This window comes from Chitinophaga sp. Cy-1792 (genome assembly GCF_011752935.1).
GTDB lineage: Bacteria > Bacteroidota > Bacteroidia > Chitinophagales > Chitinophagaceae > Chitinophaga.
This window is the reverse complement of sequence record NZ_VWWO01000003.1, coordinates 184,508-207,939: the sequence shown is the minus strand read 5'-3', so window position 1 is coordinate 207,939 and position 23,432 is coordinate 184,508. Positions and strand designations below refer to the sequence as shown.

The 23,432-nt window shown below is 44.6% G+C and carries 16 protein-coding genes and 2 tRNA genes; 11 read left to right on the top strand and 7 right to left on the bottom strand.

The window, feature by feature from the left end:
* Nucleotides 1-27: 27 nt before the first annotated feature.
* On the bottom strand, nucleotides 28-885 hold the full coding sequence (locus F3J22_RS26090) for an MBL fold metallo-hydrolase (protein ID WP_167020939.1): 858 nt from the start codon (nucleotides 883-885) through the stop codon (nucleotides 28-30).
* A 90-nt stretch (nucleotides 886-975) separates the two neighbouring features.
* Here F3J22_RS26090 and F3J22_RS26085 point away from each other — a divergent pair, with 90 nt between their 5' ends.
* The 7 genes from F3J22_RS26085 (at nucleotide 976) to F3J22_RS26055 (ending at nucleotide 8,840) form a co-directional block, all read left to right on the top strand.
* Entirely contained in the window at nucleotides 976-1,329 is a 354-nt protein-coding gene (locus F3J22_RS26085; protein ID WP_167020938.1) for a helix-turn-helix domain-containing protein, read from the top strand.
* Between the two features lie 89 nt (nucleotides 1,330-1,418).
* A complete protein-coding gene (locus F3J22_RS26080; RefSeq protein ID WP_167020937.1) occupies nucleotides 1,419-2,618 on the top strand; it encodes a hypothetical protein in 1,200 nt (399 codons plus the stop codon).
* A gap of 345 nt (nucleotides 2,619-2,963) precedes the next feature.
* Nucleotides 2,964-4,097 carry a sensor histidine kinase gene (locus tag F3J22_RS26075; RefSeq protein ID WP_167020936.1) on the top strand — a complete coding sequence of 378 codons (1,134 nt, stop codon included), beginning with the start codon at nucleotides 2,964-2,966 and terminating at the stop codon, nucleotides 4,095-4,097.
* Nucleotides 4,098-4,105: 8 nt separating this feature from the next.
* A complete protein-coding gene (locus F3J22_RS26070) occupies nucleotides 4,106-4,846 on the top strand; it encodes a LytTR family DNA-binding domain-containing protein (RefSeq protein ID WP_167020935.1) in 741 nt (246 codons plus the stop codon).
* 132 nt (nucleotides 4,847-4,978) lie between these two features.
* On the top strand, nucleotides 4,979-5,170 hold the full coding sequence (locus tag F3J22_RS26065) for a hypothetical protein (protein WP_167020934.1): 192 nt from the start codon (nucleotides 4,979-4,981) through the stop codon (nucleotides 5,168-5,170).
* A gap of 8 nt (nucleotides 5,171-5,178) precedes the next feature.
* Nucleotides 5,179-5,550 carry a response regulator gene (locus tag F3J22_RS26060; protein ID WP_167020933.1) on the top strand — a complete coding sequence of 124 codons (372 nt, stop codon included), beginning with the start codon at nucleotides 5,179-5,181 and terminating at the stop codon, nucleotides 5,548-5,550.
* A gap of 107 nt (nucleotides 5,551-5,657) precedes the next feature.
* Complete coding sequence (locus tag F3J22_RS26055; RefSeq protein WP_167020932.1) at nucleotides 5,658-8,840, top strand: lantibiotic dehydratase; 3,183 nt, start codon at nucleotides 5,658-5,660, stop codon at nucleotides 8,838-8,840.
* 86 nt (nucleotides 8,841-8,926) lie between these two features.
* Here F3J22_RS26055 and F3J22_RS26050 read toward each other — a convergent pair whose 3' ends face one another.
* Nucleotides 8,927-11,098: an outer membrane beta-barrel family protein gene (locus F3J22_RS26050; protein WP_167020931.1), complete on the bottom strand. Its 2,172-nt coding sequence runs from the start codon at nucleotides 11,096-11,098 to the stop codon at nucleotides 8,927-8,929.
* 99 nt (nucleotides 11,099-11,197) lie between these two features.
* The gene (locus F3J22_RS26045) at nucleotides 11,198-12,307 is read right to left on the bottom strand and encodes a suppressor of fused domain protein (protein WP_167020930.1); all 1,110 of its coding nucleotides are present in this window, start codon (nucleotides 12,305-12,307) and stop codon (nucleotides 11,198-11,200) included.
* Nucleotides 12,308-12,410: 103 nt separating this feature from the next.
* Here F3J22_RS26045 and F3J22_RS26040 point away from each other — a divergent pair, with 103 nt between their 5' ends.
* The 4 genes from F3J22_RS26040 to yiaA all read left to right on the top strand — a co-directional run bounded on the left by F3J22_RS26040 (nucleotide 12,411) and on the right by yiaA (nucleotide 14,205).
* Nucleotides 12,411-13,178 carry an NIPSNAP family protein gene (locus F3J22_RS26040; RefSeq protein WP_167020929.1) on the top strand — a complete coding sequence of 256 codons (768 nt, stop codon included), beginning with the start codon at nucleotides 12,411-12,413 and terminating at the stop codon, nucleotides 13,176-13,178.
* A 150-nt stretch (nucleotides 13,179-13,328) separates the two neighbouring features.
* Nucleotides 13,329-13,400 (top strand) — tRNA-Met (locus F3J22_RS26035).
* A 164-nt stretch (nucleotides 13,401-13,564) separates the two neighbouring features.
* A tRNA-Met gene (locus F3J22_RS26030) sits at nucleotides 13,565-13,636 on the top strand.
* Between the two features lie 152 nt (nucleotides 13,637-13,788).
* Nucleotides 13,789-14,205 carry an inner membrane protein YiaA gene (gene yiaA / locus F3J22_RS26025; protein ID WP_167020928.1) on the top strand — a complete coding sequence of 139 codons (417 nt, stop codon included), beginning with the start codon at nucleotides 13,789-13,791 and terminating at the stop codon, nucleotides 14,203-14,205.
* Between the two features lie 84 nt (nucleotides 14,206-14,289).
* Here yiaA and F3J22_RS26020 read toward each other — a convergent pair whose 3' ends face one another.
* The 4 genes from F3J22_RS26020 to F3J22_RS26005 all read right to left on the bottom strand — a co-directional run bounded on the left by F3J22_RS26020 (nucleotide 14,290) and on the right by F3J22_RS26005 (nucleotide 23,372).
* Nucleotides 14,290-16,722, bottom strand: coding sequence for a PQQ-binding-like beta-propeller repeat protein (locus F3J22_RS26020; protein ID WP_167020927.1), 2,433 nt, complete (start codon nucleotides 16,720-16,722; stop codon nucleotides 14,290-14,292).
* 111 nt (nucleotides 16,723-16,833) lie between these two features.
* Complete coding sequence (locus F3J22_RS26015) at nucleotides 16,834-18,639, bottom strand: RagB/SusD family nutrient uptake outer membrane protein (RefSeq protein ID WP_167020926.1); 1,806 nt, start codon at nucleotides 18,637-18,639, stop codon at nucleotides 16,834-16,836.
* A gap of 10 nt (nucleotides 18,640-18,649) precedes the next feature.
* Complete coding sequence (locus tag F3J22_RS26010; RefSeq protein ID WP_205195699.1) at nucleotides 18,650-22,018, bottom strand: SusC/RagA family TonB-linked outer membrane protein; 3,369 nt, start codon at nucleotides 22,016-22,018, stop codon at nucleotides 18,650-18,652.
* Between the two features lie 286 nt (nucleotides 22,019-22,304).
* Nucleotides 22,305-23,372, bottom strand: coding sequence for a FecR family protein (locus F3J22_RS26005; RefSeq protein WP_167020925.1), 1,068 nt, complete (start codon nucleotides 23,370-23,372; stop codon nucleotides 22,305-22,307).
* Nucleotides 23,373-23,432 lie beyond the last annotated feature (60 nt).

The following is a 23,432-nucleotide window of genomic DNA, read 5'->3' as shown; positions in this document are numbered from 1 at the left end:
GTTTCTAAAGGTAATTATCCTTTCTTTTTAAACAACAGGCTGCCAGGCAAATGCGGTTCCTTTTCGTACTACCTTCCCGAAGCCGGGCCATGGCATATGGTAACCGAATGTTAGTTTTCCCAACGTGGCCAGCGCGTTTAATACCCTGAAACGGGTTTCAGCCGCCAGTTCAAAATCTACATCGAAAATAGTTCCCCAGCCAGGCTGGCTGAATAGCAGCAGCTCTTCATGACAGATATCCCCCATATGAATGAACTGCTCACTACCCAAAGTAATGGAAAACAGCATGTGGCCAGGAGTGTGCCCGGGTGCGGGTATGGGCCTTATAATGTTCATCAGCGACCAATTCCCCTGAAACAAATGAAGTTGAGGTTTCACTACAGACAATATTTGCTGAATTTGCTGCTGAACCGCTTTTAGTGCTTCCGGCGAATGCTTACTATGGGAAAAATCAGCCGCCGGATTTTGCCAGAAATCGTATTCTGCTTTAGAAAGATGAATGGCCGCCGCCGGAAACACGGGCTGATTTTCCTCATTCACCAGACCACCAATATGATCAGGATGTGCATGTGTAAGCAGAATATCAGTAATTTCTCTGGCGGTGATGCCGGCAGACAGCAAGTTTGTGAGCAGATGCGCGCCGGCTGGCGCCGTGGCAGGGCCATTACCAGCATCTATTAATATCACCCGCTCATATTTCTTTATTATCAATATATTATGTGTTAAGATAATATCCTCTGCATTGTCTCCCCTGATAGCATTCACCTCTTCCCGCGGAATATCCGGCGCAAAACAATTATTATCATACGGTACTTCCCCATCAGTAATTATTAACAGATTTTCTCCGTTTAACCTGAAATGATGAATGCCATTAGCTGTTAGCATAGTGTTTCGTAATTTTACGGCAAGTAATCTCATTCCCATCAAACTATAGCTCAGACTATATTTATGGGTATAGGCTAAAATTTCAGACTAATGGCAAATACAGGTATTAGAAAAACAAAAGATTTTAACCCAACCAATTGTGCTGTAACTTATTGTCTAAATATCATTGGTGGCAAGTGGAAACCTATCATTATACACCTGATCCGCAATGGTAAAAACCGGTATAGTCTGATGCAAAAAGGGATTCCGGAAGCCAGCAAACAAACCCTCACTAACCAGTTACGCGAACTGGAAGCAGACGGGGTTATTGAAAGAATTGTTTTTGCAGAAGTTCCTCCCAGGGTAGAATACAGGATCACAGCTTTCGGCAATTCACTACTCCCCATCATAGACGCCATGAGAGCCTGGGGACGGGAACAAATGGATGGAAGTCAGGGGATATAAATTGTTATCTCCCCGACAAACATCTACCCGAAAAAATATGTAATTTCCTGTCCAGAAAATTATTTGTTACCTATACCCCTTATACTACTATGGAAGCGCAGTTTGAAAATTTACTCCAGTACTGGAAATCGCTATTGTCTCCAGCAGACAGTATTTCCCTTGCCAGCAGCCAGGTACAAACCACACTTTATTCCGATGGCAGCCGATATAAATTAGACGACTATACGAAAACCGGATTCCCTGCCGGCGGGCCTATGTTAGCAGAAAGTGAGACGATGGAAGGCCATCCGCTGGATGCCTGGGGCTTAAATGCAGACGGGCTGCCCTGCTATACCAGGGCAGTACATGCTTATAATCAGCTTGTGTGGGAAGGATATTATCAATACAGTGAAAACCAGGTAGCATATATTGAATATTGTATAAATACCGGGCTGCCTTCAAAAGTACAGCGGTTAACCTTTGAAGGTGATAAAAAAATATCAGCTGAATGGCTTTCTCTGAATGGCCGTGGATCCATGGAAAACCTTACCGGCTATACGCCGGATGAGATGGTAGAAGAACTCAGGAATGATGCGCACACCCTGATCGTAAATATCACCCGATACGATTATGACCAGGAAGGTAAAATATCCCAGGCCAGCCACTTCTATATTTCCCCCGGTGGTGGCCAGTTTACTGCCCATTCAGTTTATAATTATGATCAGCACCATCAGTTAGACAACATCCGTCAGTTCTTTGAGAATGGCAGCAGGCTCACCTATTCAAAGCTTTCAGCAGAGGAAACACCTGAAACCATCGTAGCGCGGATGGCTGAAGTACTGGCCGGCGCCATTCTGCGGGCATTGAAAAGCGCCACAATAACGGAGCCGCTGGCCTTACTGGAACTAGGTTACCGCTATGTGGACAGTTATATTCCATTATTGACATGTATACCTGCTGCTGATTTTGAACGCAGTCTGAAAAATGGCGAAAGCACATTCCCTCCTGAATATGACGCGTTTCTGCAGGTGGATGAGCTGCCTTTTGAGCAGTTATATTCAAAACTGGAAACGCTGATGGAGGAAATGGACGATTATGAGTTGGGTAGAACCATGATACGGCTTGCTGCCCGACATTTAACGGCGAACAAACTGGAAGAAATGATACCGGTTACGGAAGATTTCTGTGCCTATGCGGTTGACTGGTCCATTGAAGGCCATGATAATGAGAATTTAAAGGAAATCCTATTGGAATGTGGTGTCAGCGAAACGGTTGTCAATAAATGGGAGGATGCGGGTCTTTTGGGATGACAATACTAGATAAGTTTATGATTTATTATATTATGAACAATACCTGCTTTTGCCGCAAATTCCTGTTGAAATTTGCGGCAGTGGAAGGGACTCCGGCAGGGTATTCTGAGGGATTATACAACAGTGGATGTAATTCTGATTGAATTAAATAATACCTTCCCAGGAATTATGGTTGCCAATGGATGCTGGGTTCAACATTTACTGAAAAAGTATCCGATGCTCTCGACAAATAAAAAAATTTGTGAATTCTGACTTTTTCTTATTTTGGATACAAAGCACGAAAGTTTTTAGAACCCGTGAAATTTTATTCGACCAATGTCCGTATCTGTTAGACATAACGTAACTATGCCCGGAGCTGTACAGAACAACAGGTTGCTAAATTGGATCGTTTCCGGTGCCTTTGATAAATTTTATACACCTAAAGTCCGACTAGTAGCGCATATCAGTGTTTGGGTCTTCTTACTGATCGTTCACACCACCCTCGTCAGCATAACCTACGATGAATCGTTTCTGTTATGTGTTGCTTTTGCTATCAGGAATGTAGCTACGATCGCATTTGCCTTTTATTTCATCATGTACCTGGTGATCCCGGGGCTTATTTTGAGAAAGCACATCGTGATGGGCATTATTGCATTACTGGTCCCACTTTTTGTCTTTAATGTGTTTAATTATCTGGCCAGCGCATTCGTTATCAATGAGATGGCCGTTAAAACACCTGGGCTGCTGGCTGCATGTAAACAAACTATCAATGATGGCCTTTTCACAAAGGAAGCATTTCACAGGCTGGTAAGGGGGATTTGGGGAGTTACGACGGCTGTGGGCCCATGTATAGTAGTGAAGCTGGTGCTCGACACCATCCGGAATATTACCCGAAGGTTGAGGCTGGAGAAAGACAGGCTGGACCTTGAGCTTAGTTTTCTCAAAGCGCAGTTAAATCCGCATTTTCTTTTCAATACATTAAACAATATATACATGTTGTCATTGAAAGGAGCGGAACAGGCTTCTGATTTGATTTTACATTTATCCGAAATGATGCGTTACACCTTGTATGATTCAGATGCACCCTTTGTGGATTTGCAATATGAAGTTGATTTTATGCGTAACTATACAGAATTGGAGCGGGTACGACATGGCAGCAAGGCGAACATTGTTTTTGAATGCAATGATGAAGACATTAAGGACCAGCGGGTAAGTCCACTGCTCATGTTTCCTTTCCTGGAAAATGCATTTAAATATAGTCATATAGGGGTAGACGGCAAATGTCACGTTGTTATAAAAATACTTGCCAGCGGGCCTGAACTGGAGATGAGTGTGTGGAACAGTAAGAGCAGTATGCCCAGTGAACCCAGGGAAATAGGTGGTATAGGTCAGGCCAACTCCAGGAAACGCCTGGAACTATTATACCCGGGAAAATATACACTGGATATTGAGGATGGTCCTGATAAATATGCGGTGACCCTTTCTCTGAACCTTAACTAAAATATTGAATGGAGCAACAGATTAAATGTCTGGTAGTAGACGATGAACCATTTGCCAGGGAATTAATGAGTACCTATATTGCTAAAGTTCCGCAGCTTGAGCTGGTGGGTATATGTGAGAATGCCTGGGAGGCCATAGACATAATGCAACAACAACCAGTTGATCTGTTGTTTTCCGATATACGCATGCCTAATATCAACGGGATAGAGATGATCCGGTCATTGTCGCAAATGCCCCTGGTAATATTTACTACCGCCAGTCCTGATTATGCGGTTCAGGGATATGAGCTGGATGTGGTGGATTACCTGATGAAGCCATTTGGATTTGAGCGGTTACTCAGGGCGATCAATAAAGCTAAAGCTACGCTGCAACAGCGCAGGCAGAACCAGGTACAGGTGAAAGACAAACCTGCCACTACATTTATGTTTGTCAAAGATGGCCAGAAACTGAGTAAGGTGGTATTTGACGATATTTATTATGTAGAGGGGATGAAAGATTATATAAAGATAGTCACCAACCAGGAAACCCACATTATATACCAGCGGATGAAGCATATGGAAGATATGTTGCCATCAAAACAATTCATCCGGGTCCATAAATCCTATATTGTACGGCTGAATGCCATTAAGAATATTATCGGCAATACGGCCGAGTTAGTAAATAGCCACTCTATCATTATCTCCAAACAGTACAAATCCGAGCTGAACAAACGCCTGGGCATTGCCACTGATGCCAGCGAAGAAGAATAACCCTATCTAGCTCCTTCCGAATATTTGATGTTACGATACATTTGTCGTGCAGAGGATACATTTTGTCTAAAAAAAATTGCGCTGTGATGTAACATCGACATTTTTGTTTAGAACTAAACATCCTAAATTCCCATGAAACAGCAAATTTCCCTCAATGGCAATGTATCTGGCCTCCAACTTCAGAAAGAAATTATAGCGAAAGCTGATGCAAGTGCCATCAGCAATCTTAGTGGAAAGAGATCATCTGAAAGCGGACGAACTACTAATATTACCGGAACTACAGGGTATACCTGGACAGATATTCCTTCTAAAACTACTATCTGATAGCGCAGATGTATACAATGCCATATCGTTGTGCTATAGTTGATGACGAGCCCCTTGCGCGCGAATTGCTGAGTAATTACCTCAGCAAGATGGAACACATGGAGCTTGTCATTGCTACGGATCAGTTACATACGGTCATGGAATTGGTAAACGAAAGAGCAATTGATTTGATTTTGCTGGACGTTAACATCTACGGACGACAAACCTCAGGACTAAATCAGCTATTAAAAAATACCGATTGCCGGTTTATTGTAGTTACCGCTTATCCTTTGGCCAGTTTAGGGGATATCCCGTTAGGAGGCCGTCATGGCTATTTACCTAAGCCAGTCAGTTTTTCCAGATTTAAGGATCAGGTTACCAAAATGCTCAAAATTGCCTGAAATGGATATTGAAAATCTGATGTATTTCGTCGTGTAAACGATGACTTTTGTCGAAAAAATATTCACATGGCTAAAGTTGTTAGCACCTTGTAGTACAAATAAAAGACATGCACGAAAGCGTATTGATGCAGCAGGTTAAGTCTTTCGATTTTTATTTACTCAGGTTACCGCTTTTATCCTACAACACTTTAAAATCGCTTCATTCCACAAACAAAAATGAAGTAGAAAAACTGGCAGCAGACATAAGAGAAATCTACACTCAGCCATTGTTGCAGGAAGCTATTTACCTGGCAAGTCAGGAATTATACTCATCGCTGATGCCCTGGTTAGCAGGAAATTTAGTCCTGCGACCACAAAAAGAATATAAACTGATACTCACCCTATATAAGTATCTTCTTAGAATGTGTGCCCGTTGCACGCCATATGGACTTTTTGCAGGCTGCTCGGTAGGAAGTATTGAAAATGCCCCTACTAGTTTTAAAATAGCAGAGAACGCTTTCTATAAAGTGGTCAATCCTGATATGCATTGTATTTTAGCCATTGCAGACGGATTACTACTGGACGAAGAAATCGCCGCGATCATGGTATTTCTTCCAAACAGCAGCATTTATAGAAGCGGTAACTCCTACAGATATTACGAATACCAGTTAAAAGACAATAAAAGAAATTATTTTCTGAGTAGTTTCTCCCATAACATCTATCTCGAGAAAATCCTAACAACTGCCAGTAATGGCGCTACCCTTGAACAGCTAATAGCTGCGCTCGCGGATCTATCCATCACTGCTGATGAAGCCAAAACCTTCATCAGCATGTTGATGGACAACCAAATACTCGTATCGGCCTTTCATCCTACGTTAACAGGTCCCGATTATTTGAGCACGCTATCACAAAGACTGAAAAGCAAGGGTATCAACGCCGATTTACAGCATCTGTTGAATGAAGCACAGCAGTATTTATTCGCTTATGAGAAAGATGTAACTCAGTACCATGTTATCGGAGAACTACTTCAGAAAGTTAGCCCCGGCATGAAAGGGAAAGACCTGATCCAGGTTGATCTCTTTCATCAAACCCCAAATCATCGTATAAATCAACAAACGATTGAAACCATTACTGCTGCCATTCAGCGGTTAACCCCTATCAATATTGCTGCAGAACCTGAGGACCTGAAAACGTTCCGGAAGCTATTTGCAGCACGTTATGAAAACAGAGCCATGCCGTTAATGCAGGTGCTCGACAGTGAAAGCGGTATCGGCTATGGTATTGTAGCCGGTGATAAATCTTCCTACACCCCGCTGATCGATGATCTTATCCTTCCGGCCGCTGCAGCGCATCGCCAAATGGTCTGGAACCAGCATCGGCAGTTTGTACTTAAAAAGTTCCTTGAAGCCACCAGGCAACATTGCCAGGAAATAGTGCTTACTGATGAAGAGATTCAACAGGCATTTCCTGACCATCGCCCCAATATGCCTGCCACCACCGCCCTCATGGGTACCCTGGTAGCTGCATCCGGTGAAGAACTGGATAAAGGCAATTTCAGGTTCATCATGAAATCATGCTCCGGCGTCTCCGGCCTGCCTCTACTCGGCAGATTCGGCGCCGTAAACGAAACACTGGCCACCAACATGCAAAAGGTAGCCAGCTTCGATAAAGCACAACACCCCGAAAAAATTCTGGCAGAAATTATTCACCTCCCCGAAGGACGCACCGGTAACGTATTACGCAGGCCCCAACTCTACGACTATGAAATACCCTTCCTGGGTACTTCCGCCGTAGATACCGACCACCAGATACCTGTCAGCGACCTTTACGTAAAACTGGAAGGTGAAAGAATTGTACTGTTTTCCCTGTCCAAAAACAAGGAAGTAATACCACGACTCACCAGTGCTCATAATTTCAGCATAGGACTACCTGTATATAAATTCCTTTGCGACCTCCAGCACCAGCAAAACGCACTGGCCATCAGCTGGGACTGGAACATATTACAGGAATCAGCTTTTCTTCCCAGGGTAAGCTATCAACAGATCGTGCTGAGCAGGGCACAGTGGCGGCTGACAACAGCAGCCTTCCACGCATGCACCGGCACCGATCAGGATCGTTTACAACAGCTAATAACACAGCATAACATCCCGGGAAAAGTATTGCTCGCTGAAGGGGACAATGAGCTCCTCCTCGACCTTTCCTGCACACTTGCCCAGGAACTGCTCCTGCAGGCACTCAGGAAAGAGAACATTGTACTCTATGAAACTTTCGTGGAAGATGAGCATCTGATCATCACCTCCGATAGCGGGCCATACTGCAATGAAATCGTCGTCCCTCTCTATAATAGTACATATACAGACAGCAAACCAGCCATTCCTGGCCAGGCCGGGAAAGCTGCACTGAAGCGTAGTTTTGCCCCCGGCAGCGAATGGCTGTATGCTAAAATTTATTGCGGTACCAAATCTTTGGATAAGCTCCTTACCAGGGAAATTTATCCACTGGTAGCACATCTTAAAGATGAAGGTATCATTGATAGCTGGTTCTTTCTCCGGTACCAGGACCCCGAACACCACCTCCGTATCAGGGTGCACATGACCGACAAAGAATACGCCATGGCCGTTATGCAGGAAATCAGCCAGCTCTTTAACGATGATATCAACAACGATATCGTTTCCAGGGTCCAGTTTGATACCTACATCAGGGAAATTGAGCGCTATGGCAGCCAGACAATGGAACTATGCGAAAGCATTTTTCATGTAAACAGTGAACTGGTACTGGAATTATTACCACACGTGCAAAGTGGCAACCAGGAATTCTACAGATGGATTTTTGCAGTGAAATCAGTGGCAGTACTGCTGGAGGCCTTCGGGTTAACGAACCTGCAAAAACAGCACCTGCTAACAACTCTCCAGGAATCATTCTTCCGGGAATTCAATGGAGACCATACTTTCCAGGTACAGCTAAACGAAAAATACCGTAAACACAGAGCAGCCATAGCAGGAATACTGGACGAAAGCGCCAGCGACTTCCCACTGGCAGATGTGATCTATAACAATTTCAAGGAACAACGACAGGCTTTGGACCCGCTCTGTACAGAGATCAGGATTATCTGCAGCGATCCACAGTCATTAAAAGAACAGAAACTACAGCGGATTATCGGTGACCTGGTACATATGCAGCTAAACAGGTTTTTTGTGGCCAATCAGCGCCTGCATGAACTCGTGGTATATCATTCGCTGGCAAAACATTATTCATCCGTTATAGCCCGGGAGCAATCCAAACTAATTATTGAACATACTGATTTAGGATAAAATAGAATAGTTGGTAATTAAAAAGGGGCGCATCATTCCTGATACACCCCTCCTTTTTTAAATTTTTTTTCAGGCAGATCCCTGCCCTATTTCACTCTTCTGGATTCATTCTCCAACCCTGAGTTACGTTCTCTGGCCCCAATCTTCAGGTTACCAAATCTGTAACTGAAACCCAGTTTAAGCTGCCTGGAATCCTGGTACCCGTTACTACGGTAATACATACCGTCAAATACGCGGATACTATACCACCGGAAAGTCTGAAACACATCACTGATACCAATTCTGACCGTTCCCTTGTCGTGCAGTACTTTTCTCTGGAGCCCGATATTCATCTGCCATACATTGCCTGTACGACGGAAGCCGCCACTAAGTCCCGGAGAGTTATAAAACCCACTTAGCTCCAGCTGCGATTTCGCATCCAGGTCGAAAACCTGCTGCAGATTAAAGTTCACCGTATTGAGGCTGAGCTTCGTTATTCTTTCCGGATCGAAGTTGATACTGTTTTCTTTATAAAAAATATTGGCATTGGCAGTGATATTCCACCATTTCCACGGTGCAAAGGAAGAAGAGATATTTAATGATATGAGATTCTGAGAACCAATATTCTCAGGTGTTATCACCAATTTATTACCGATGCTGTCAGAAATCTGCACGGAGACGTCTTTGGTATGCGTATATGCGAGCGTAGCCGAGATAATGCCAGCTGCATTGTAGCCCAGGCTTACACTATTGACATATTGCGGCCGGAGGAAGCTATTTCCTTTCCAGTAAGATAGTTCGTCCATCTGGTATTCAAACGGGTTAAGGTCTGCATAATTGGGCCTGTCTATCTTTCTATTATAAAAGAGGGAAAAACGGTGGGCATCTGTATACCTGTAACTCAACTGCACAGCGGGAAACAGGTCGAAGTAGTGGTTGCTGATATTGGTGGTACTATCTTGTCCGCTGACTTTACTTTTAGCCACCAGGCGACCATCTGTACTGGTTTGTTCCCCTCTCAGGCTGGCGCTGAGTTTCCACTTGCCCAGTTCCTGATCAGCCATGAGATAGGCAGCATATACAGCTTCCTCGTACAGGAAGCTATTACTGCGCTGGATATTGAGTGTTTCCGTATGCCCGTCTACGTTATATATGCTCACCTGGTTATCAGAATGGACCGCATTGGCTTTTACCCCACCATAGAGCTTTCCGCTGGCCCATGGTTGTTCATAGTCGGCCTTTAGCCCATACATGTTGATATCGCTGTTATTGAGCGTACGAAGGGTATAGCTGTCTGTTTCTGTTGTACTATCCGCCGCCAGAAACTGGTTATAGAGGATATTTTTGATCCGGGCACGGTAGGCGCCATAGTCAATATCAGTGGTGAAAGTGCGGCCAATACTATCTTTATATTGATAGTTCAGGTTATAGTTTTTCCAGTTCTGTTGCTGGGAATAGTAGTCGTTATAGGCATTCAGCATGGATTGCAGCTTGCCGGTAGCACTATCGGAGATATAGGTAGTAGTATAGGTAACACCTGGTCCGATGTACAGGTTCGCATTCATCATCAGGCCAATGGTGCTGTGTTTGTTAATGGTGTAATCCACACCGGCCTTAAAGTTGACCGGATTTCGTTTATCCGTGTCCTTTGTACGGTTATCATAGATTTGTCCTTCCTGTATGCGGTAGAAGTCGTACTGCATATTATTATATCCAATGTGGTGGTTATAATTTCCATATAGATTGAATTTACCGGTACGGTAATTCATGTTCAGTGCGGCTTCTGTTTTAGGTGTTTCACCAAAGTGCAGGCCAGCGGCCACATCACCGTTATAACCGGCAGCAGTAAGCTTTTTCAGGCGGATATTGATAATGCCGCCACTACCGGCAGCATCATATTTCCCGGAAGGGTTGGGCATGATTTCAATGCTTTGGATATTGGCCGACTGCAGCGATTTCAACAAGGCCACCAGTGCGTCGCCCTGCATATAGGTGGGCTTTCCGTCGATATAGACCGTGACACCTGCCTTACCATTGAGAGAAATATTATTAGCGGGATCTACTATTACGCCCGGGGAGCGTCTGAGGAGATCGAGGCCGTTGCTGCCTATGGCGTTTACGCTGGTGCTTACATTATAGATGATCTTATCATCTTTTACTTCAATCGTTTTCTTGCGGGAGGTAACAGAAAACTCTTTTAATTTTCGTATAGTCGTATCAGTTTGGGCTGCGACTCCTGTGGTAATTACTAGCAGTACAGGTAGTATAACTTTCTTCATCTTTTGTATATAGGTTGAACCGAGGGTAACCAATATACAAAAGCAGTTATGTGTACTGTTATTTTTTACACCAGCGGAAACCGCAGCCCTGCTAAATCGTTATTTCAGTGCGTCACGAAGCGTGACAATATGGTTCAGTCCTGCATTGATCATTTCTTCCAGGAGTTGATAACCGCCATTGGGTATACTCTGGGCATATTCTCTTTCTTCAAAGGTCACAGGCACCGCCCAATAGAGATTTACTTTATCACCGTACATTTCCGGCATATCCAGCTGCGGGCCGTTGTAGAGGGCAGATGATAAGATCAGGCTCTCATACGGTGCCGGCAGTACGCTGGAGGAGACGGTATGGCCTTCTCCGAGCCAGGTGACTATTTTCCATGGGCGATCTGCGAGTCCGGCAAGCTGCTGGCCAATCTGCATGATCTGTTCTTCATTGAAATATTGCTTATCCAATGCGATGGCCAGTTCTGCGCGACGGTAAGCGGCGGCATTGTCGTTATACAGGAATTCCACCCATGGCATAGGCCTGATGCTCATACCCATTGTTGCGAGGTAGACGATATTATCTTTTTCATATTTGCCGATGGCCATTGGAGGCCATTTATCACCATCGATGGCATAGTAGGCTGTTTCAGTGCCAAAATGCGCCTCATATGTTTGCAGGAATTTCTCCTGGATGGCAGGCCACTGTGGGTTTTCAGCGTCATCCCAGCTATCCCAGAATCCGGCAGCATCCAGGAACTTACGGTATTGGCCGTTGGTTTCAGGTGTGCCCAGCGGGAAGGTAATGCTATCTTCTCCCCCATCAGTACAATCAGCAGCATAAGCAGCAGGCTCATCTGAATAAAGCCCCCAGCCAGGAATGATGCCCAGTATTTCACCGTCATAAAGCATGGCTGCGCCGTCGCCTTCTGCATTCCAGATAAAGGAAATTCTTTCTTTTTCGAGCTTTTCCTTTCCTTCCGGATGGTTACAGTAGCGCACTTCCAACATTGGTGCCACCCCATCTTTCATGGCAGCGATATCTTTCTTTTCTGGTGCCGGAAGCAGATTACGGAGCCAGCACGGACGCGGCTTAAAGCGGTTGCCCATGATCTCCGAAGGATATAAATAAAAGTAGGCAGTGCGATTGTCCTGCTCTACAATAGCGTACATCGTACCTCTGTCGTTCGTTTCTTCTATTAATAATTCTGGATCGCTATACATAATACCTGGTTTCAGTTTAACAAAGATAGGCCGGTATCGCAAGATAACCGGAACTATAAAAATAGGAATGAAAGCCCTATTTTGTTGCATTAAAATTCCACAAATGAAGTCTCGTCTATTATCGCTTTTACTTGTATTCGGCTTTGCCGGCGCTTTTGCCAAAGATAAAGGCCGCTTATATTACCAGATTCGCGTATATCATATCAAACCAGCCCAGGAAGCCGGTTTGGACAATTTCCTTCAACAGGCCTATCTGCCGGCATTACACCGGGCAGGCATCCGGGATGTTGGCGTATTCAAGCCTATCAGCCAGGATAGCAGCGACAACAAGGTATATGTGTTTACGGCCTGTAAATCGCTGGACCAGTTTGCCAGTGTGAATAACCAGCTGCAACAGGACAATAACTACCAGGCTGCTGCGGGTCCATTCCTGGACGGATATAATGAAACAGCCCCTTATGTGCGCATAGAAACCATACTGCTACAGGCTTTCGGGGAGATGCCTGCCTATGCGTTACCGGCACTCAGCTCACCTAAAAACGAGCGCGTATATGAATTACGTAGCTACGAAAGTGCTACAGAACGCTCGCATGCCAGCAAAGTAAAAATGTTTAATGCCGGTGGAGAAGTAGGAATTTTCAAGCGGCTGAATTTTAATGCGGTGTTCTATGGTTCCGTCATTGCAGGCGCGCATATGCCCAATCTGATGTACCTGACCACTTTCAACAATAAGGCCGACAGAGACGCACACTGGAAATCTTTCGGGGCAGATCCTGAATGGAAAAAGCTGGTTGCATTGCCGGAATATCAGCACAATGTATCGCATCAGGATATAATATTTGTACGTCCTACTGAATATTCAGACATCTGATAAAAATAAATAAAAAAAATTCTTCTCTCTATAAACAGCTACAGTAAAGGGTTTAAGGAGAGATTTAATTAATCTTCATAACGTATTGATAAAAAAAACTTAACACTAAATTTTGCAGTTATAAATTATTGCCTACATTTGCAACCACATTGCGAGGTAGAGCAGAGGTAGCTCGTCGGGCTCATAACCCGAAGGTCAGTGGTTCGAATCCGCTCCTCGCTACAAACAAAAAGCCTTGTGTCTATTGAATAGACACAAGGCTTTTTTAATTTCTGCAAATTCATGCCGTACCTAACGGTAACGCACCTACGTTTTTCTGCTTATTTTAAAAAAATCCAACACTAAATTTTGTAGTTCCAAATTATTGCCTACATTTGCACCCTCATTGCGAGGTAGAGCAGAGGTAGCTCGTCGGGCTCATAACCCGAAGGTCAGTGGTTCGAATCCGCTCCTCGCTACAAACAAAAAGCCGTTTCTACTCAGTAGAAACGGCTTTTTTTATAGACCATATCATCCAGCTTTAGCATTTCTCTAACACTAAAGCATACACGCAGGACATACAAAATTGAAATAAAGTAGTATTATTACTTAAGCAAAACCCATATACTGTATGAAACAAAAACCATCAAATGCATTTATCATCGCTTCCTGGATCGCGCTGACAGCAGGTATGACCGGCTTCATTATCGGTCTGTGGAACTCCAATATGCAGCTGAATGAAAAAGGTTATTACTTCACCATCCTTATGTATGGCCTGTTTGCAGCGGTATCAGTACAAAAATGTGTGCGCGATAAAATCGAAGGCATACCTGTAACCGAGATCTATTACGGCATTAGCTGGGTATCTATGTTGCTGACCATTGTACTGCTCACTGTAGGATTATTCAATGCAACATTGCTCCCAAGCGAAAAAGGTTTTTATGCATTCGCATTTTTACTGAGTATTTTCGGAGCTATCACCGTACAGAAGAACACACGCGATAGTCAGGCTGCGAAAGCCCCAGAGACAGGCAAAGCAGACTACTAATAAAAGAGGCTGACCAAAAAGCAACTCAATCATGATAACTGAAAGCTTTTTGGCCAGCCTTACTTTTAACACAAATACAAACAACTATTCTAACACAAAAGCATTAATGTTCCCCGAAAAATCAGCTACATAAAGCATTCCGTTAACCAACGCCATATCTGCCAGCACCGGCGCTCCCAAATCAATATCAGTCACCAATTCCGGCTTACCTGCAATATTCAGCAGGTACAGATGTCCGTCTGCAGCGGCCACGAATGCATATTTACCAAGTACCAGCGGTGTGCTCTCTACAGCAGCAGCCGGCGGTAATGTATAAGGTGCAGAGAAAGTCAGGGATTGTTTTGGCTTGAACACACCTAGTTCTTCCTTGCTTTTTCTATCATATACAATCAGGCCATGTTCTGCTGTTGCCACCAGGATTCTATCATCCGTAATTACAGGCGCAGTCATGGTTTTGAGGTTGTATTGCAGTGGAATACTATCTGTAGTTTCTCCTGTAGCATTCAGTACATGCAGCATGTTGATGCCATGCACATATAATTTATTGTCTGCCACAGCAGCAGTACCACTTCTGAACCGGATACCTCCGTCGCTCCTTTTCCACAGCAGTTTTCCGGTATTCAGGTCGTGTGCAAACAAGGCATTCCAGTTGGAAGAAGTAATTAACTCGTTGCCGAAGATGGTCATGGCAACAGGTGTACCTTCACCGCCAGACCATGAACTGTTTGTCCACAGCGGGTTTCCGGTGTTAATATCCAGTGCCTGCATGTAATGACCTGCACCGGTGATATAAGTTTTATTGTAAATAACACCTGCACTATTATAGGTGGCAAGATCTTTCATACCGCCATCATGTTTCCATAAAAGCTTACCGGTATTAGCATCCAGGGCATAAGTCATGCCTTCAGCATCCGTACCAAAGATTTTTCCGTCTGCAAAGGATAAACTTTGTTTGATAGAATTTCCGGTAGAGAACTTCCACAACTGTTTGCCTGTAACGGCATCCAGGGCCAGGATGGCACAATTGGTAATATTTTCATCATCCAGTGTAGCCAGGTATAATTTTCCATTTATTATAATGGGAGATGATTTCCAGATATTTCCTCCTGCGTTGGCCGTCCAGACGAGGCGTGGATGCACCTTTCCATTATCTTTTATTTGTGGCAGGCGTTGCGCGTTTTGTAGTACCTGGTTCCAATCAGCTGTAGCTTTAGGAGCAGTAGCAGCAGCCAGACTAAAAGTATCACGTCTGAATAATATTCTGCCGGTATTTAAGGTCGCCTCTAACGTACTGTTGTAGCGGCTTTGCGGCGGGAGATTTTTAATATTCACCGTTCCTTTCCATGTCCAGTCGCTGGCAGCATTCAGTTGTGTCTGCTGCAACAGTTTACCATTGTTGTCATACATCCTGAAAACAACTGCTTTTACCGGGTCTTCCGTATGATATACGTTAGCGCTGACAGTAAGCTGCTGGCCACTTACAGCAGCTCCTTGCTTCGATGGTGATACCAGTACCACCTGGTTATCTACATAAGTATATCTTCTGTTAACAGATACAATACCTTCACGCGCCACTTCTATCACATCGAAATTAGACATGGAATTATCAATACCACCATCAGCAGCAGGTGCAGAACACAGCGATCTGATGCCGGTATTACCGTGTTTACGTGCAAAATTGATATGCCAATGCCCGTAGATCCATGCTTTCAGGTTATGATCGTTCAGAACAAGGCTATCTCCTTTTGAATTCTTTATGATGAAATTACTATCGTATGTCAGGAGATCGTGATTAAAAATCACAACAGATTTAGTTGGGTCTGTATGTGCCAGGTCGTTCTTCAGCCAGTAGTACAGGTCGTCATAGGTGTAAGATGGTTTATAATCCCCGTAGCGCATAGGCGTTACGATGAAATGTGTATTGCCTGCCTCAAAAGAATAAAATACAGGGCCAAACAACGATTCAAACAAAGCCTCACCGTACGGGCCTTTCACGAGATCGTGGTTACCTACGCAGTAATAAACCGGCAGCCCCATGGTTTGGGTATTTACATGTTGTGCATGGAACTGCATTCCTCTCTCATAGCAGATATCGCCGGTATGTACGATAAAATCCGCATGTTCATTTTTGGCGTAGGTAGATGATTCTGTTATCCACTCACCGAAATGGTAAGTTTCTGTATCAGTCAGTCTGACAAAACGGGAAATATCTTTCCTATGCAGTACTGGTATGGCTTTCATAGGAAAGTCATAGCTTTTTACCGTACTGTCAGTTTTAATAAAGTAGTTGTTAACAAATCTATATCCGGCAGGAGTAGTGATAAAAACGAATTTCTGGTTTTTGTGCCCTGGCAGTGTAAACCGGCCATCAGCATCAGTTTTGACTACATTCAATCCATCGGAAACACAAACATCTTTCAAGCCTTTGTGGTTTTCCGTATATACGCTACCGTTGAGTTGGGCAAAGAGGCTGATGGATGTCAGCACCAGAGCGGCTGACAGCATGGTTTTCTTCATGTTCATCTGTATAAAAAAAATAAAAGAAAAGAGAGCAAATCCATACTAGCCCCGGGCAACGGTTATTGCTTACAGCCAGTATGGTATTGCTCTCCGTTAATTATTTGCTAACTACCAGCCGAAAATCTGTTTCAGATTAGGATTCAGTACAGTTTCCTGTAATGAGATCGGGCGATAGAAATATTTCGGTGCAACGAATTTACGTGGATTATCACGATAACGTGTAAACGAAATTCTGCCGCTGCGGCCATTGTCCAGATAGTAGTTTGTTTCCTTACCGCTGGCATCTTTCAGATAGAAGCGGCTGATGGTATATCTTACAGACAGTGGTACCGTGTTCATTTCAGCTGTGTCAGTAGGACTCGCCAGGATAGCGATATCAGGGATACCATCTCCCGACATATCAATACCACCCAGTGCAGGAACATACATACCTTGTTGCGCATCCTGGATGCGACCGGCTGCTGCCCAGCGATTCAGGTCGTTGAGGCGAAGGCCTTCACAAGCCAGCTCCACACGGCGCTCTCTTCTGATTTCCAGGATCACACCTTTATTGGCGCCGGAAACTTCAGGATAAGCGTTTGCCATTACCTGATCAGGAGCTCCGTTGGCTGTACCCATTATCAGTTTAGGCATACCCACACGGTCTCTCAACTGATTGATCGTATTGTCAACATCCTGTTGTGTGAGACTACCCAGTTCTGCTTTAGCCTCAGCAAGGTTCAGCAATACTTCCGCATAGCGGAACATAGGCATACCAGTATAGTTCGCATCCCAGCCCTGGCGCAATGCAGGATCACGTGGATAAAACTTCAGCTGATCATAACCACCCAGGTTAGGCTTCGCATAATATAATCTGTTATCGTTGGTAATAGAATAACCCGGATAGGCAACGGTTTCGGCTAAACGCGGATCGCGGTTGGCGAATACATCCACAAAACCTTTTGTTTTGTAACCTGGCTGAGAAGTAAACGGCGTACCGTCTGTCATCAGGTAACTTTCTACGAGGCTATTGCTGACAGACCAGCTCCAACCCAATACGGTATGTGAGTTGTTACCTACGCTCAGGCTCTGCTGGCAATCGAACCACTGAATAATTTCAGGGTTTCCATTCAGCGTAGGACTGCTAAACAGTGCGCGGTAATCAGCGGCACCTTTACCAGTACTATAGATTTTGAATTTACCACCAGCGATGAGCTGCTGCGCTGCATCCACAGCGGCGTTCAGGAATGGTGCCGCTTTGTCTGTCAGACCAAGCTCGCTGTGGTATTTACGGAAGGTACCTTCAAAGAGGCCGAAACGGGCCATCAGTGCCAGCGCCGTCCATTTGTTCACGCGGGTTCTGTTCCCGTTATCCTCCGGTTTCAGGTTACTGATTGCGTAGTTCAGATCTGCCATAATGGAATCCGCCACTTTCGCACGAGGATCACGTGGCAGGTACAACGCAGAATCTACGTTTGTCATCACATGTGAATACCAGGTCACATCGGAATAACGGGCCAGTTTGGCGATATAGAATTTAGCACGGAAAAACCTGGCCACACCGATATTATGGTTAATACCTACGGTATCGCCGGAAGCACGGTGCGCGTAATCCAGCAGGAAATTATAGGTACGTAATTTCTTCCAGTCGTCCCAGCCGGTTTTACCTACGGTGGTAGGGTCTATATTGCCTTCCAGTAAGGCATCTAATTCGCCACTGCTGCTGTAGTACGAAACATTGTCACTATTCGTATCATCGTAAGAATAGTCCTTATCGTAAAAGGTATTGGCGAATGTTTCCAGGTCTTTGGCTGTGTTGAAATAAGCATCCGGAGAAATCTCTGTTTTAGGATATTTCTGCAGAAAATCTTTTTTACATGAAGCTGCAAAAACTGCAGCAGCACTTAAAGCTATATAGAGCGATGTTTTTTTCATGATTCACATTTTAAAAGTTCAGGTTCAGACCGCACGAATATGTTTTCTGGAAAGGATAGATGGTACCATCGAGTCCTTCAGGATCTATATCAGCTTTCAGGTGAGATACGGTGAAGACGTTCTCTGCGCTGAAATAGAAGCGCAGGTGAGCGATTCTCATCTTATCTGTGAGTGATTTAGGCAATGTATAACCAACGGTAATGTTCTTCAGGCGCAGATAGGCCGCATTTTGCAGGTAGCGGGTTTGCGGTGCACCTAATTCTGTTTTATCTTCTGCGATATAAGATTTTACGCGAGGGAAGTAAGCATTAGGATTTTCCGGTGTCCAGTGGTCCATATTCTGTACCTGAACGTTTGCCCATGGCTGTGCATAGATACCCCAGAAATAGTGGTTGCTGTTACCTGGATACCAGTCACGTTTACCAACCCCCTGGAAGAACAGGCGGAGGTCGAAGCCTTTGTACATACCGCTCATATCAATGCTGTAAGGGAATCTGATGGCGTCGTTACCAATGATTCTCTTATCACCGTGATCCGCCAGTGTATTTTTACCGTAACTGATTTCACCGTCGCCATTGATATCTTTGAATTTCAGGTCACCTACATACCATTTATAACCCTGGTCATCAGAACCTACTTTAGTCTGGTCTGCATGGTTTTTCAGCTCTGCTTCGTTCTGGAAGAAACCTTCTGTGGTGAGGCCCCAGATTTCGCCGATTTCTTGTCCAACATAGTGATCATCGAGGGTACCGCTAGGGTTGTCGAATTTAGTAATGAAGGAGCGGCTGTCAGCTACTGCCACTTTTACACTATAGCTGAATGGATTCTTTCCGATATTAAACTCATCGCGCCAGGAGATGCTGAGTTCGGAGCCACGTGTTTTCAGGTTACCACCGTTTACATTTGGAGGATCGTCGCCAAAGGCGCCAGGAAGAGTTTTCCCTTTGATAAACATACCTTCTGTATAGCGGGTATAGCGGTCGTAGCTAACAGATAAACGTTGTTTGAGCAGGGAAAGGTCAATACCTCCATCAATGCTACGCACTTTCTGCCAGGTATAGTCGGCGCTTACAGGTGGCGCAATATATACTCCTGTAGGTTTAGAGCCATCCAGGATAACATTGATCTGGCCGGAAGGCATAGCTGGCTGATAACCATATGGATTGGCAGACTGATCACCCAGTACACCATAGGAACCACGTACTTTCAGGAAGTCCAGTTTAATAGACTGTGCAATAGGTTTGAAGAATTCCTCATTGGTAACTACCCATGCTGCAGAAGCAGATGGGAAAGTACCCCAGCGGTTAGATGCAGGGAAACGGGAGCTACCATCGCGGCGGCCGTTGAATTCTACCAGGTATTTATCATTGTAGGAATATGCCAGTCTGTAGAACACCCCACGTACGGACCACTCTCTGATAGTATCTGACTTAGATACATCACCTGTAGTTAACTGGAGGTTTGGATATTGAGGACTGATAAGACCATTTGCCTTTACCCAATAATATTCCCAGGAATATTTTTCCTGGTTGAAGCCCACCAATGCAGTCAAATCATGCTTCTTGATTTTCTTATGAAAGTCGGAATACACGTTGAATACATCGTATTGGGTATTTGTCGAGTTATTTTTTACGCTGGAAGTATTCCCATCGGTATAACCCAAAGGCTGACCAGGACCTGTGCGGTAAGAAACCGGCAGGTTCAGTTCACTGCCACCACCATCTGTTCTGCGAATAGAGTAATCAGATTTCAGGTTCCACACATTCTTGATTAGGGCCAGGTCACCATTCAGGCTGGCGAGGAATTCGCGGTAACCGGTATTGGTACGGCCACCATCCTGGAGTTTGCCTAAGAGGGCAGCACCGTCGGAAGTCCAGGTTCCATCAGGGTTTTTAGGCACTGATAATGATGGCGTTCTGTTGGCATTATGGAAATACAGATAGGTATTAGCTACTGTAGGCGTATTATAACCCATATCTGTATACGTAGTATTGGTACCCAGTTTCAGTCTGCTGTTCAGCTGATAGGTAGCTTTGGCGCGGAGGTTATAACGGGTATAGATATCCGGGTTAGAACGCAGCATACCATCCTGACGGTAGTATTCACCGGACAGATAGTAGGTGAGTTTATCATCTCCCTTAGACAAACTAAAATTACCGGTATAGGCAGGAGCACTTTTGTTATAAACGGTATGTAACCAGTCGGTCATACCGTAATATGCCCAGGCATTAGGATTGCTTGGGTCCACAATTACAGCTGGCAACGAAGGATCTTTCGAACGCTGTGCCGCATAGGCGCGTTGTGCATCTGTATACAGGTCGTACAGCGGAGTAGCCGCGTCATGCTTCATCTGCATGGTGATCAGCGGATCAGTGATAACATCCGGTACTTTACCCAGCGAACGAACCGCGTAGTTGGCATTGGCTGTAACTTTGAGTTTACCTGCTTTGGCGGTTTTGGTGGTGATCAGCACCACACCGAATGCAGCACGGGCACCATAGATGGCAGCAGAAGCCGCATCTTTCAGCACGGTTACATTCTCAATATCGGCAGGGTTCAAACGGGAAACTTCGCTGGCAGTAAAAGGGATATTATCTACCAGGATAAACGGATCACCGCCGGAAAGGGAAGTATATCCACGGAGGTTAAAGGAAGGAGCATCTGCAGAACGACCACTGGAAATACCTATGTTCAGGTTAGGAATCAGTCCTTGTAAACCCGTACCCACGTTGGTAATCGGGCGACTTTCCAAAGCTTTACCGGAGATATTATCCACGGCGCCGCTGAGGTTAGCTTTCTTCTGCGTACCATAACCTACTACCACCACTTCATTGAGACCGCTGGAATTTGCTGCCAGCGTCATGTTGTAGTTCTGGGCGCCCTTCACGTTAAGGGTATGCGTTTCATAGCCCAGGTAAGAGAATTCCAGCACTGCATTCTCCGGCACTTCCATTTCGTATACACCGTTCACGTTAGTGGTGGCACCTTTGGTCATACCCATCACTTTCACCGTAACACCGATCAGTGGCGTACCGTCGGCATCTTTCACCGTACCTTTTACCTTTACGGTAGTGATCTGGTCACCGTCTTTAACGATAACCAGGAGGTGGTTAGGCATTACTCTATAGCCCAGGGAAGTACCTTTCAGCGCCTTGTCAAGAATCTCTGTAACAGGAGCGTCATTCATTTTGATGCTGATCTTTGTGTCAGGGATCGCATCATTTTTATAAAGAATCGTAAAATCGCTTTTCTTACCGATAACATTCAGCAATTTGCTGATATGTATATTACTGTAATCGACACTGATTTTCTCCTGAGAGTAACCATGTGCACTCAATTGCAGAAATCCGGCGCATAGCAATACGGATGTTAGTTTCATACGCATAAGGAGTTTCCTCATATTCCCCTCGGGAATATTGGCAGGCCACCAATAGCTTTTTTTCATAAATTTGTTTCATTAGGTTAAATAATAGGCCATTACCGGATCTTGCCGATCGGTTCAGTTGTTTAGCCTTTGTCCAAAGGGGAATGTTGCCGCATTCTCCTTTTTTCATGATTCTAAGTCTGTTATGATAATTTCTTGCTTATTTGTCCATAGACCATGGATGTTTTATCGTGATATAATCAGATAATCAGGATTTAAATATTAATTACAGGACATCTGCTTACCAGATGGTGACAGTATGCTGATCTTTATCCAGTTGGTAATGGAAGCCCAGCGTTAATTGCAGGGCATTCAGCACATCTTCTATAGTTTGTTTTTTGAATGCGCCGGTAAATACTTCTTTCTTGTATTTATCGTCTTTAAAAGAAATCTTCACATTATACCAGCGTTCCAGGTCGTGCGACAAATCTTCAAGATTCAGATTATCAAACTCGAAGCGGTCGTCCATCCAGGCTGTTGGCGGCCCCGGTGTAGTCTCTGATTCAACAGGGGCTGGCGTTTTTATGGGTGCAACGGAGAAATTAGCAGATAACTTTTGTTTATCGCTGTTTTTAATGATATCAAGTTTATTAATGGTAAGTTTCTGTGACGGCAGCAGAATCACTTCTTTATGGTGTTGACTCTTTTCTGTACTGAATTCTACTGCTACTTTTCCCGAGATCAGGCTTGTTTCCACGGAAGCGTCTTCTGTATAGGCTTTCACGTTAAAGGAGGTCCCAAGTACTTTAATATTTACATCGCCGGAATGCACTATGAAAGGATGCGCCGGGTCATGCTTGATATCAAAGAAGGCCTCCCCTATTAAGGATACTGTTCTGTCTCCTTTCAGGAAGCTGTTGGCATCATATTGCAGGCGGCTGCATGCATTCAGTACTACGCTGCTGCCATCCGGTAAAACCAGTGTGGTTTTGGAGCCATTGCGCGTGATGACCTCGTTGGCGTATGTCCGTTCTGTTTGTTTAGGCCATAATATATAGGTACCTATCAGCAAGGCAACTCCTGCGGCCAGTGCTGAAAATGTTTTCCATGGGAAACGGTAAGGAACGATTACCGGCTGTTCATCCAGCCATTGCGTCAGGCGTCCCATCCCGCTTTGCTTCAATGTCTCTTCTTCTTCCTCTGTAAATCCATCGGAATCAGATAATTGTATATCAGCTATTATATTGAACGCATACTGCAACGATGGATGCTTTAACAGTAACAGCTCCAGCTCTTCCAGTTCTTCGGAAGTGGCTTCCCCTGCTACCTTTCGGGCCATCAACACCTGTATGCGGTTACTGTCTGTCATCAATGCTGCAAATCGTTATTACAGGAAGGACGAAAATTATCTCAAAAACCCCCAAAAAGA